Raw genomic sequence first — 12,410 nt, forward strand, 5'->3', positions numbered from 1 at the left:
CAGCATGGGGGATGACGTGCGCTGGAGGGAAACGTTTATGACGAAGGAAACGGCAGGACGGGTCTGGCCGATCACCGGATCGCGGTGGCGGTTCCCTGTCACATCGAGTGAGTTCGGTCCGTCAAAGCGCTGACGGGCATCGACAGAGGAAAGTGACCGATGGACGAGAACGAGTTCCTGGCCGAGCGCTTCGAGGCACACCGCACGCACCTGCGGGCGGTGGCCTACCGCATGCTGGGCTCGCTGAGCGAGGCCGACGACGCGGTGCAGGAGGCGTGGTTCCGGCTCCACCGCGCGGACACCGGCGAGGTGGAGAACCTCGGCGGCTGGCTGACCACGGTGGTCGGCCGGGTGTGCCTGGACATGCTGCGCTCGCGCAAGGCGCGGCGCGAGGAACCGCTCGGCGTCCACGTGCCCGAGCCACTGGTGAGCCGCGCCGACGGGCTCGACCCCGAGCAGGAGGTCATGCTCGCCGACTCGGTCGGGCTCGCCCTGCTGGTGGTGCTGGAAATGCTGGCGCCGGCCGAACGGCTCGCCTTCGTGCTGCACGACATGTTCGGGGTGCCCTTCGACGACGTGGCCGGGATCGTGGGCCGCTCACCGGCGGCCACCCGTCAGCTCGCCAGCCGCGCCCGGCGCCGGGTGCAGTCGACCGCCCCCGCGCCCGACGCGGACCTGGACCGGCAGCGGGAAGTACTCGACGCGTTCCTCGCCGCCTCACGCGGCGGTGACTTCGAGGCACTCGTCGCGGTGCTCGACCCGGACGTCGTCCTCCGCGCCGACCTCGGCGCCACCGCCGAGGGACTGGCCGCGGTCGTGCGGGGCGCCGAGAACGTCGCCAAGCGCGCGCTGATGTTCTCCCAGATCGCGCAGTTCGCGCGGCCGGCCCTGGTGAACGGCGCCGCCGGGCTCGTCACGATCCACGACGGGAAGCTGGCCGGTGTCATGGGTGTCACGGTCCGCGACGGCCGGATCGTCGCGATCGACATCCTCGCCGACCCGGAGCGGCTGGCCGGGATGGACCTGGCCGTGCTGACGGACTGAACCCAGTCGGCGCGGTCAGTCCAGCAACGCGGTCAGCACCCCGTCGAGGAGCCGGACGCGGCGGTCGGCGATGCGATGCACCTCGTCGTCGTGGGTCGCGACGACCACCGCGGCGCCCTCCTCGGCACACCGGCGCAGCAGCCGCAGGACCCGCGGAGTGCTGCCCGCGTCGAGGTGCGCGGTCGGCTCGTCGGTGAGCAGGATCCGCGGCCTGCCACTGACCGCGCGGGCCAGCGCCACCCGCTGCTGCTGTCCGAAAGAGACTTCCAGCGGATAGCGCTCGCCGAGGTCGCCGATGCCGAGCTCGTCGAGCAACTCGGTGACCCTCGCGGCGATCGCACCCGCGGTGGGCCTCGGCACGTCCGACCGCAGCCGCAGCGGCAGCGCCACGTTCTCGGCGATGGTGAGCTCGTTCGCCAGCCCGAGCGCCTGCGGCAGCACCGCGCAGGTGTGCCAGGGCGGCGCCCCGGTGATCGGGACGCCGTCGAGCAGCACACGCCCGGCGTCGGGGGAGTCGAACCCGCACAGCAACGCCAGCAGCGCGCTCTTGCCCGATCCGGACCGGCCCGAGACGGTGACCACCTCGCCCGCGTCGACGCGCAGTTCGAGCCCGCGCAGCACCTCGACGTCCCCGCTCGGATGGGCGAAGCTGCGGCGCAGCCCGATCACCCGTACCAGCGAGTCGCCGGCGGCTTCGGCGGTCATCGCGCACCTCCGCGTTCCGGGCCGTTGGTCGCGGCGTGCTCGACGCGTTCGAGCTTTCCCTTGTGCAGCCGGGCGATCCGGTCACCGAGATCGATGAGCCGATCGTCGTGCGAGGCGACGAGCACCGCGAAGTCCTGGTCGACAAGAAACCGTAGCGTGTCGAGCACGAGATCGGCGGAGGCCTCGTCGAGCTGGGAGGTCGGTTCGTCGGCCAGGATCACCGACGACCGCCGCGCCAGCGCGCACCCGAACGCGAGCCGTTGCTGCTGCCCGCCCGACAACGCCGAGATCCGCCAGCTCCCGGTCCCGTCGAGCCCGAGCTGGCGCAGGATGTCATCCGGACGGCATTCGGTGCGGGCCGACTCTGCTGCCGCGCGCAGGTTGTCCGCGACGTTCAGGGATGAGAACAGGTTGTCCGGCGGATTCTGGAAGACCAGCCCGAGGTGGTCGCGGCGCAGCGCCCGGCGCTCGGTGTGCCGCAGCCTCCCGGTGTCGGCGCCCTGGAAGGTCAGCGTGCCCCGCGCGGGCCGTTCGAGCAGGCCCAGCACCCGCAGCAGGGTGGATTTGCCCGAGCCGGACGGGCCGGCGAGCACGGTCATGCCTCGCGCCGGGATGTCGACGGTGATGTCGTCGACGCCGGTGACGACACCCGCCGGCGTCGGGTAGTCGACCCCGATGCCGCGCAGCTGGAAAATCGGTTTACTGGGCACGAATCAGCTCCGCGGTCCTGGCGGTGCGGACCGACCGCACCGCGAGCCATCCTGCCAGCGCCACCACCGCGACGCCCACGCCGCACACGATCAGCACGAACGGCGCCAGATCGGGCAGTTCCGACCGGGGCGCGAGGAAGGTCGCGGGGTCGAACCTCGGCACCGAAAGATCCGCGACGGACAGCCCGCACACCACCCCGACGACGACCGCCAGCCCGCTCAGCGCGCCCAGCTCCACCAGGTGACTGGCCAGCAGCGCGCGGGGCCGCATTCCCATCCGCAGCACCAGCACCCCGGCGAGCGCGTTCTGCCGTCGCCGCACCTCGACGGCGACGAGCAGCGCGAGCACCGCCACCACGCCGAGCACGGCGCCCAGGAGCGCGACGAACGAGAACGTCCACGACACGACGTAGAAGGGCAGTGCGTCGAGCGCGGTTTCCCGGCTGATCCGGTTGGGCTGGGTCAGGCCGAGCTTGGTCAGCGCCGCGGACACCTGGCCCATCGGCGCGCTCGACAGGACGCTCCACTTCGGAACGGAGTAGAGCTGCGAGCCGGTCAGGGCGGCCCGGGAGATGACGTAGCCCGCGTTGGTGCCGATCATCGGGAACATCGGCACGTCGCCGACCGGTGCCGCGTCGGCGAGCCCGTAGGGCAGCGCGGCGGTCTGGCGCGGCGTGTGCCCGACGCGGATCGCCGGAATGCCCTGCCCCCGCGCCGGACCGAGCCGGTCGAGCAGGGGCCCGGCCTCGGCCGGCAGCGCCTCGGACGCCGCGACCTGGCCGAAGGTGTCCGGATCGACCACGAGCACGACGCTGCCGGTGCCGGTCAGCTCCCCGACGATCGTGCTGTTGTCGCGCAGTTCGGCGGGCATCGGGACGGTGCCCATGCCGAGTGTGCTCTCGGTGTCGATGCGGGTCTCGGCGCCGACGAACACCGCGGACTTCGTGCGCAGCGCGTCCTCCTGGCCGCGAGCGATCCCGGTCCCGGTGGCGAGCGTGCCGATGGCCAGGGTGCCGATCACGAGCACCCCGGTGACCGGGGCCCGCGCGCTGGCGAGCCTGCGGATCGCCAGCTGCAGCGCCGGACGGGACCACAGCCGCGCCCGATGCGAGGCGTGCAGCGCCAGCCAGGCGAGCCGGGCGGCGAGCAGGCCGACGGTGAGCACCACGAACACCGGGTAGGTCAGCGCGAGCGGATCGACCTGGGGGAGCGGGTTGCCCAGCCGGGACGCGTCGCCGTAGTCGGTGAGCCGGTTCCAGCCCAGCAGCGCCATCCCCGCCGTCACCAGCTCCCACGGGACGAACATCAGCAGCCGCGTGGCGCCCCGGCGGCGCCGGACCCGGCCGAGCTCGAACTCCCGGTGGGCGCGGATCGCGACCACCCCGGCGAGCAGGATCAGCGCGAACCCGAGCACGCAGGCGGCGACCAGGACCGCGGACAGTTGCGCGCCGCCGTCGGGCGCGCCGGGTGGTCCGTACACGCCGAGCAGGAGTCTGGCCAGCAGCGTGCCCGCGGTGCCGCCGAGCAGGATCGGCAGGCCGAGCTCGGCGACCGCGAGCAGGCCGAGCGCCACCGGGCCGCTGCCGCGCGCGGACAGCAACCGCAGCTGCGGCTGCCGCCGCTGGTACCACTGCAGGGCGACGGTGCCGATCCCGGCGCAGCCGACGAGGACGCTGATCGCGGCCAGCGGCAGGATCGACACGAAGACGTTGTCCTCGGCCTGGTGGCTGATCTCGGTGGAACGCTGGAACGGCGTCGAGCCGATCACGACGTCGGCGAGCCCCTGGGCGGCGAGGTCGGCGCGAACGTCCTCGACGAGGGCCTTCGACCGCGCCAGCAGGTCGTCGGCGGCGCTCACGGTCGTGGGCGGCGGTTCGTAGAACGAGACGTGCAGAGTGCTCAGTCTCGGCAGCCCGATCGACCGCACGGTGTCGTCGAAGGTCTTCCGGTCGGTGGCGAACATGACCGAGTCGGTCGGATCGTTCGCCAGCCGGTTTACCACCGCGGGCCCCCGGTTGGAACACCACCACCGCGGCGGCGGGTCGACCAGGTCCGCGTAGAGCCCGGTGACCGGCGGCAGGGTGGTGCCGTGGAAGCTGGCGCGGGTGCCGATGCCGATGTGCTGGGCGCCCGCGACGACCTGGCCGAGCCACAGCCCCGGCTCACGGGAACCAGCCAGCACCGACAGGTGGTCCAGACCAGCGGTTTCGCGGTAGCCGAGCACCACCTTGTAGTAGGGCGCGCCGTTGAACTCGGTGTTGAAGAGGACGGGCGTGTACATCCCGGTGACCGGAGCGGAGAACCCCCGGGTGGCGGCGTGCCTGCGGACCGTGTCGAGCACCGCCGGGACGGCGCTCACCGGGACGTTGTCCTTGGCGAACACCGGGCCGTACTCGTCCGGGCAGGTCGTGCCGGTCTGGTAGGCGGTCGTGGCGCCGCCCGCGGCGGCGGACTGGAGCACGGCCGCGGTGCCGAGGAAGCACGCGAGCAGCGCGGTCACCGCGGCGACGACGAGCGTGAGCGGATTCGACAACGATGTCCTCGGCGCCGCGCGCCAGGGCTTCGTCACTCTCAGTCGGCCGAAACGCCCCCAGGTCACCTGCATGGCAGCGGACGCTACCGGGTGGTCCGCCTGGTGAGAACGCCATTATCGATTTTGTTGCACACACTCAGTATCCGGTTCCGGACCCGGCGGTACCGGTTCACCCGAATGCCGTGGTGAGGACCAGTGCGGCCCATTGGTCCAGACCTTGACTTGATCAGTGGTCTAGTCCAATCCTGGTTGATGTTCCCGCCGTGCCTCGCCGCGGTACGGCTCCCCACCGGTGCTGCCAGTGCCGGCGCGCAGATGTCCCGACAAAGATGTCCCGACCGGACTGGAGCGCAGATGTCCCGACACAGACCCTTCCGAACCCTGTTCACCTCCCTGACCGCCGCCGTCCTCGCGGCCGGCACCCTGCTCACCGGAGTGGGAACGGCGCACGCCGCCACCCCGCTGCCCTCGCACGTGTTCGCGCCCTACTTCGAGGCGTGGACCGGCGAGAGCCCGGCCGCGCTGGCCCAGCAGTCCGGGGCCAAACACCTGACGATGGCCTTCGTACAGGCCGCCACCGCGGGCTCGTGCACCGTCTACTGGAACGGCGACACGGGGATGCCGATCGCGCAGTCCACCTTCGGCGCCGACATCGCCACCATCCGCTCCCGCGGCGGCGACGTCATCCCGTCCTTCGGCGGCTACACCGCGACGCACAACGGCACCGAGATCGCCGACAGCTGCACCGACGTCGACCAGATCGCCGCCGCGTACGAAAAGGTCATCACCACCTACGACGTGCCGCGCCTCGACTTCGACATCGAAGACAACTCGCTGACCAAACCCGACGGGATCGACCGGCGCAACAAGGCGATGAAGAAGGTCGAGGACTGGGCGGCGTCCACCGGACGTTCCATCCAGTTCTCCTACACGCTGCCCACCACGACCTCGGGTCTCGCCGAGAGCGGGCTCGCCGTGCTGCGCAACGCCGTTTCCAACGGTGCGCGGGTGGACGTCGTGAACATGATGACCTTCGACTACTACGACAACGCCACCCACCACATGGCCGAGGACACCAAGACCGCCGCCAACGGCCTGGTCGCCCAGCTGGGCACGCTCTACCCGGACAAACCGGAGCCGCAACGGTGGGGGATGGTCGGCATCACCGAGATGATCGGCGTCGACGACTTCGGTGCCGGTGAGACGTTCACGATGGCGGACGCGACCACGGTCTACAACTGGGCGGTCTCGAAGGGCATCAACGAGCTGTCGTTCTGGGCGTTGCAGCGCGACAACGGCAGCTGCCCCGGTGGCGCCGCCGCGGACAACTGCTCGGGTATCGAGCAGCCGCAGTGGTACTTCAGCAAGACCTTCGCGCCCTTCACCGGCAGCAACCCCGTGCCCGGCGACGACTTCTCGGTGGCCGCCAGCCCGGGCAGCGGGGCGGTGGACCCCGGCGGCTCGCTCACCGCGTCGATCGCGACAGCGCTTACCGGCGGCAAGGCCCAGCAGGTCGGTCTCTCGGTCACCGGCGCGCCCACCGGCGCCACCGCGACGATCACCCCGTCCACGGTGACCGCGGGCGAGAGCGCGAAACTGTCGATCACCACCACCAAGGCTACTGCTTCGGGCAGCTACCTCCTGACGATCACCGGCAAGGGTGCCTCCGGCAGTCACACCACGAACTACACCCTGACGATCAACGGTGAAACCCCGGCCGGCCCGGTGCTCAACGCCGGCTTCGAATCCGGCGCGCTGAGCCCGTGGACCGGCGCGGGCGACGCCGTGGTGTCCTCGCCGGTGCATTCGGGTACCCACGCGTTGCAGGTGGCGGCCACCGGTTCGGCCACCGGCGAGGCGAGCCAGACGCTCACGCTGGCGCCGAACCACGCGTACACGCTCAAGGCCTGGGTGCAGGGCAACTTCGCCTACCTCGGCGTCCGCGGCGGCGCGACGGCGTCCGCGTGGACCTCGTCCACCGGCTGGAGCCAGGTGTCGGTGCCGTTCACGACCGGCGCCTCCGGCGCGGTGACCGTGTACGTGCACGGCTGGTACGGCCAGGGCACGGTCTACGCGGACGATTTCACCGTCACCTGATCGCGGCAGTTTCAAGGTTGCCTCGCGGTGGGGCGTTCCGGGAAGACTGAGTCCGACCGGAGCACCCCACCGCGAGGAGCACTCCATGCCGCACATCCCCGTCGACGAAAACCTGCCCGGGATAGCCGGGCTGTTCGCGTTCCGCCCGGAGACCGCCGCGCCGCTCGGCCAGTTCGCCGAGGTGCTGCTGCGTGGGCCGAGCAGCCTGACGGTCGGCGAGCGCGAGCTGATCGCGACGGTCGTGTCCCGGGCGAACGAGTGCGAGTTCTGCTTCCGCAGCCACGCCGCGGTCGCCGCCGAAGCCCTCGACGGCGGCAGGGCCGCGGTGGACGCCGCGTGCCGGAACGCCGACGACGCCCCGGTGTCCCCGAAGGTCGGTGCCCTGCTGAAGATCGCGCTGGCGGTCCGGGAGACCGGGCGCGCGGTGACCGGCGAACTGGTTGCGGCCGCGCGGGCCGGGGGTGCGACGGATCTCGAAATCCACGACACGGTCCTGATCAGCGCGGCGTTCTGCCTGTTCAACCGCTACGTGGACGGGCTCGGCGCGATCACACCGGACAACGACGAGCTCTACCGGCAGATGGGGGCCCGCCTGCTCCACGGCGGCTATCTCGGTGTCGGCGCCGCATCCTGAGCACACGTCGAAAACAGGTTGTTCAGTGTTGAAGAACTTGCCGGGGAATGGCATACTTCAGCACTGAACAACCTGTTATTATCGGCAGATGATCGAGCTCGACTGGCTTACCGAGGACGAACAGCGGGTGTATGGCGCGTTCTCGCGGATGAGCAGGGAACTGTTCAACCACTTCGACTGCGACCTCAAACGGGACGTCGGCGTACCACGGACCTACTACGAGATCCTGTTCGTGCTGGGTGCCGCGCCGCAGGGCCGGATGCGCCTGGCGAACCTCGCCGCCGCCACCAAGTCCGCGCCCAGCCGGATCACGCACGCCGTGGGCGTGCTGGAGCGGGACGGGCTGGTGCTGCGGCGGGCGAGCAACACCGACAGGCGCGGCTGGACGGCCGAGCTGACCGACCGGGGGATCGAGGTACTGCAGGCGGCCGCCGCGCGGCACGCTCGGAGTGTCCGTGAGTACCTGCTCGACGTACTGAACGAACATCAGCGCGAAGAACTCCGGCGCATCAGCGAAAAGGTGGAGGCCCGCATCGCGGAGGTCGCCACGGGCTGACCCCTCTCGTCGTTCCTGGCATGCCGGTCGGGCGGCGAGGAGGGGAACATGGCGGAGGTTCTGGACGGCGTCCCGGAGACGGGGGCACGCCGTCGCACCGGACCGGGGTATCTCGGCGTCCTGCTGGGCGTGTTCACGATCGTGCTGGACACGACGATCGTGAACGTCGCGGTGCCGCGGATCGAACAGGATCTGCACGGCACCGTGACGGTCCTGCAGTGGGTGGTCAACGGCTACAACCTGATGTTCGCCGCCCTGCTGTTGAGCGCGGGCGCGCTGGCCGACCGGCTCGGTGGTCGCCGGGTCTTCGCGATCGGCCTCGTCGCCTTCGCGATCGCCTCGCTGGCGTGCGGTTTCGCGCCGACACCCCTGACGCTGGTGGCGGCGCGGGCGGCCCAGGGGATCGGAGCCGCCCTGATGCTGCCGACGGCGCTCGCGCTGGCCACCCAGCTGCACCCCGAGCCCGCCGCACGCGGGCGCGCGCTCGGCCGGTGGGCGGCGGTCGCGGGTGCCGCCACGGTGCTCGGCCCGGTCGTCGGCGGCGGCCTGGTGGACACGCTGAGCTGGCGCGCCATCTTCTTCGTCAACGTGCCCGTCGCGGTGCTCGCCCTCGTGCTGCTGCTCCGCAACATCCCGCCGGGCGCGAAGCGGGAGGGACGTTTCGACCTGGGTGGACAGCTGCTGAGTGTGCTCGCGCTGGCCGCGATCGCCGTCGCGCTCACCGAGGCCGGGCCGCGAGGCTGGGGATCCGCGGTGGTGCTGCTCGCACTGCTCGTCGCGTTCGGCGCGACGGCGGGCCTTGTCCTTGTGGAACGCCGGACGCGCGCCCCGATGCTCCCGCCGGATCTGGTGGGCAGGCCCCGGTTCACCGCGGCCTCACTGGTGGGCCTGGTGCTCAGCGTCGGGATCTACGGGCAGATGTTCGTGCTGTCGCTGTACTTCCAGCACGAGCGGGGCGCCAGCGCGTGGGAGACCGGGCTGAGTTTCCTGCCCTTCGCCGCGGTGACCGTCGCGGGACCGTTGCTCGCGGGCAGGTTCATCGGCGCGGGCCGGGCCAGGGGAACACTGGTGTTCGGTCAGCTCACCGGACTCGCCGCCAGCGTGCTGCTCGCCCTGTCCGGACCGGACACTCCCTATTGGACGGTCGCGATCGGACTGGTCCTGCTCGGTCTGTGCCAGTCGGCGTCACAGCCCGCAGTGGCCGCCACCGCGATGCGGGAGGCCCCGGAGCGGCACGCCGGGATCGCCTCCGGCGTGCTGACCTCGGCGCGGCAGGTGGGTTCGGTGCTGGGCGTCGCGCTGCTCGGCGGGCTGGTCAGCGACGAGCGCGAGTTCCTGTCCGGGATGCACGTCGCGTTGTTCCTCGTCGCCGCGTTGTTCGCGGTGGGGGCGGTGCTGGCCTCGGCCGCCCTGCCTGCCGAAGCGCGAGGAAGTGCCCGCGCGTCCCGGTAGCGTGGGCACCGGTACTCGTCAGCGGCTTCTCCCGGGAGCTTCACCCACGACGGGGTCACGCGTCCCGTCCACCGGCGCGGCACCGGGCCCGGCGTCGGCGCCGTCGGGATGTGTCTGACCGGCGGGTTCGCGCTCGCGATGGCCGTCGACGACCGGGTGCTCGGGTTGCGCTTCCGTGGCGACAAGTTCGTGCCCGGCGCGCGTTTCGCGTTCCTGCGCCGGGAACTCGGCGACGCGTTCCTGGCGGTCGAGCTGGAGGACGCGAACCCGGACCTCGTCGACCGGCCCGGCACCCGACCCGCGCCCGCGTCCGGGGACACGTGACCGGAGGACGTCCGGCTCCTGGTTGACTCTCGTTCATTACATTTGTAATGTACTGCGCCAGGCCACCGTGGACCGGTGGCGGGCGAAGGGAGGCGGCCGGATGGGAAGCCGTAAGGCGCCCGCCGAGGTCAAGCGCGCGTTGCAGCGCGCCGCGGTCGAAGTCGTGGCGCGAGAGGGGATTCGCGGCTTGACCTACCGGTCGGCCGCGCACGCCGCCGGTGTCACCACGGGCGCGGTGCAGCACCACTTCTCCTCGATCGACGATCTGTTGCGCTCCTCGCTCGACTGGGTGCTCGAGGAGAGCGCGGAGAACGGCCTTCTGGGTGCGCGGGCGGGCATCTTCGCGGCCGGGTCGGACGTGCGGAAGCGTTTCGCCGAAAGCTCCGATATCCAGATCTTCCAGTACCGGCTGGTCGTCGAATCCGCGCGGCGGGAAGAGCTGCGGCCGACCGTGCGACGGTTGTACGAGAGCTACTTCGGTGGCGTGGCGAAGGATCTCGCCTCGGTCGGCGCCCCGTCGATGGAGGGGCTCGTGTCGCTCGTCTACTACGCGCTCGACGGGATGTTCCTGCATCAGGTCGCCGATCCCGAAGCGGATCCCGGTGCCGCGCTCGACGCCCTGCGGGCACTGCTCGGTGCGGCCGGGGCCGCCGGCGGTACCTGACCGTCGTCGCCGGCCGAGCCCTCGCCCACGTGTCCACAGTCGACACGTGGGCATGACTCGTTTCCTTGTGTGGCAACGGAAAACGCCTGGTGTCCGAGATGGATTCGTGTCGTCTCTGGTGTTGACTTCGTCAACACGTGAGGTCAGACTCGGCGCATCGGGTGGTACCCGATGGCGTTTCCCGGCCATCCGGCCGGAGCCTCCGATGGAAAGGCGTTTCGATGTCAGACACCGCTGTCGCGACCTTGCTGATCGAGGGCCGCTGGGTCGCCGCGCCCTCGTCGTTCGAGGTGGTCGACCCCGCGAGCCTCGAGGTGATCGGCCGGGCCTCGGACGCGGGCGTCGACCACGCGCGGTCCGCGCTCGGCGCCGCCGCGGCCGCGTTCCGGGGCTGGGCCGAAACGGACCCGGAGACCCGGGGCGGCTACCTGCGGGCGGGCGCGGCCGCCATCCGCGCCCGGCGGGACGAGCTGGCCCGGCTGCTCAGCAGGGAGAACGGTAAGCCGCTGGCCGAGGCGGCGGGCGAACTGACCGGCGCCGCGCGCATGCTGGAGTGGGCCGCGGAGGAGGGACGCCGCGCCAACGGTCGGGTGACCCCGGCGAGCGCGGCGGGCCCCGGCCTGGTGCTGCGCAGCCCGGTGGGCCCGGTGCTGGCGATCACGCCGTGGAACTTCCCGGCGAGCATGCTGATCCGCAAGGTCGGGCTCGCGCTGGCCGCCGGGTGCCCGGTACTCGCCAAGCCCGCCGAACAGACACCGCTGATCGCCACCGCGCTGCTGCGGATCCTGCAGGAGACCGGACTGCCCGCCGGTGTGCTCCAGTCGCTGACCACCGCCCGGCCCGCCGAACTGGTGGACGCGCTGCTGGCCGACGACCGGCTGCGCAAGGTCAGCTTCACCGGTTCCACCGAGGTCGGCCTCGGCCTGTTGCGGCGCACCGGTTCCGTGCTGCGGCGGACGTCGCTGGAGATGGGCGGGCACTCCCCGGCGATCGTGTTCGCGGACGCCGATCTCGAAGCCGCCGCGTCCGGGGTGGTCACGGCGAAGTTCTTCAACGCCGGGCAGAGCTGCACCGCGGTGAACCGGCTGTACGTGCACGAGAGCGTCCGCGAGGAGTTGCTGGCGCTGGTCGAGAAGAAGACCGCGGCGCTCCAGGTCGGCCGCGGCGACGCCGAAGGCGCCGCGGTGGGCCCGTTGATCGACGAAGCCGGTCTCGCGAAGGTCGAGCGGCAGGTCGCCGACGCCGTCGGCAAGGGAGCGCGGGTCCTCGTCGGCGGAGGCCGCTGGGAGCCGACGGACCCGGAGCTGCGCGGTCACTTCTTCCAGCCGACCGTCCTCACCGACGTCACCCCCGACATGCTGATCACCCACGAGGAGACGTTCGGGCCCGTACTGGCCGTGTCGACCTTCACCGACGACGAAGAGGCCGTTTCGCTGGCCAACGCGACGGAATACGGCCTCGCCGCGTACGTGTTCGGCTCCGACCTCCGGCGCATCTGGCGCGTCCTCGACCGGCTCGACTTCGGCGTCATCGGCGTGAACGACCCCGCACCGGTCCGCCCGGAACTCCCGTTCGGCGGACAGAAGAACTCCGGCCAGGAACGCGAAGGCGGCAGCGAGGGCATCGAGGCCTACACCGAGGCCAAGGCCGTCGCGCTGCGCTTCTGACCCGCCGCCACCAGAAAGGACACC

General features: G+C 71.4%; 11 protein-coding genes. 8 read left to right on the forward strand and 3 right to left on the reverse strand.

From position 1 onward, the window contains the following. Positions 1–159 precede the first annotated feature (159 nt). Positions 160–1,044 (forward strand): RNA polymerase sigma factor SigJ, encoded by an 885-nt coding sequence (sigJ, locus tag ABD987_RS14995; protein WP_345392459.1) that lies wholly within the window; start codon positions 160–162, stop codon positions 1,042–1,044. A 15-nt stretch (positions 1,045–1,059) separates the two neighbouring features. Here the strand turns inward: sigJ and ABD987_RS15000 are convergent, their stop codons facing one another. From ABD987_RS15000 to ABD987_RS15010, 3 genes are read right to left on the reverse strand one after another with little or no spacing between them, the layout of a single operon-like run. Further along, positions 1,060–1,749 carry an ABC transporter ATP-binding protein gene (locus ABD987_RS15000; protein WP_345392462.1) on the reverse strand — a complete coding sequence of 230 codons (690 nt, stop codon included), beginning with the start codon at positions 1,747–1,749 and terminating at the stop codon, positions 1,060–1,062. Beyond that, complete coding sequence (locus ABD987_RS15005) at positions 1,746–2,459, reverse strand: ABC transporter ATP-binding protein (protein WP_345392465.1); 714 nt, start codon at positions 2,457–2,459, stop codon at positions 1,746–1,748. Before ABD987_RS15005 ends, ABD987_RS15000 begins: the two co-directional genes overlap by 4 nt. Next, positions 2,449–5,064 (reverse strand): ABC transporter permease, encoded by a 2,616-nt coding sequence (locus ABD987_RS15010; protein WP_345392468.1) that lies wholly within the window; start codon positions 5,062–5,064, stop codon positions 2,449–2,451. The genes ABD987_RS15005 and ABD987_RS15010 overlap by 11 nt, the downstream gene beginning before the upstream one ends. 282 nt (positions 5,065–5,346) lie before the next feature. Here ABD987_RS15010 and ABD987_RS15015 point away from each other — a divergent pair, with 282 nt between their 5' ends. The 7 genes from ABD987_RS15015 to ABD987_RS15045 all read left to right on the forward strand — a co-directional run bounded on the left by ABD987_RS15015 (position 5,347) and on the right by ABD987_RS15045 (position 12,386). Beyond that, positions 5,347–7,089, forward strand: coding sequence for a glycosyl hydrolase family 18 protein (locus ABD987_RS15015; protein WP_345392471.1), 1,743 nt, complete (start codon positions 5,347–5,349; stop codon positions 7,087–7,089). Between the two features lie 85 nt (positions 7,090–7,174). After that, positions 7,175–7,723 (forward strand): carboxymuconolactone decarboxylase family protein, encoded by a 549-nt coding sequence (locus tag ABD987_RS15020; RefSeq protein WP_345392474.1) that lies wholly within the window; start codon positions 7,175–7,177, stop codon positions 7,721–7,723. A gap of 88 nt (positions 7,724–7,811) precedes the next feature. Beyond that, positions 7,812–8,279 (forward strand): MarR family winged helix-turn-helix transcriptional regulator, encoded by a 468-nt coding sequence (locus tag ABD987_RS15025; RefSeq protein ID WP_345392477.1) that lies wholly within the window; start codon positions 7,812–7,814, stop codon positions 8,277–8,279. A 48-nt stretch (positions 8,280–8,327) separates the two neighbouring features. Further along, positions 8,328–9,731: an MFS transporter gene (locus tag ABD987_RS15030; protein WP_345392480.1), complete on the forward strand. Its 1,404-nt coding sequence runs from the start codon at positions 8,328–8,330 to the stop codon at positions 9,729–9,731. Between the two features lie 108 nt (positions 9,732–9,839). Further along, on the forward strand, positions 9,840–10,055 hold the full coding sequence (locus tag ABD987_RS15035) for a hypothetical protein (RefSeq protein ID WP_345392483.1): 216 nt from the start codon (positions 9,840–9,842) through the stop codon (positions 10,053–10,055). A gap of 100 nt (positions 10,056–10,155) precedes the next feature. After that, complete coding sequence (locus ABD987_RS15040) at positions 10,156–10,719, forward strand: TetR/AcrR family transcriptional regulator (protein WP_345392486.1); 564 nt, start codon at positions 10,156–10,158, stop codon at positions 10,717–10,719. Positions 10,720–10,940: 221 nt separating this feature from the next. Beyond that, positions 10,941–12,386, forward strand: a complete 1,446-nt coding sequence (locus ABD987_RS15045; protein ID WP_345392488.1) for an NAD-dependent succinate-semialdehyde dehydrogenase — start codon at positions 10,941–10,943, stop codon at positions 12,384–12,386. Positions 12,387–12,410 lie beyond the last annotated feature (24 nt).

Origin of the sequence: Amycolatopsis samaneae (assembly GCF_039541975.1) — a bacterium.
Lineage (GTDB): Bacteria > Actinomycetota > Actinomycetes > Mycobacteriales > Pseudonocardiaceae > Amycolatopsis > Amycolatopsis samaneae.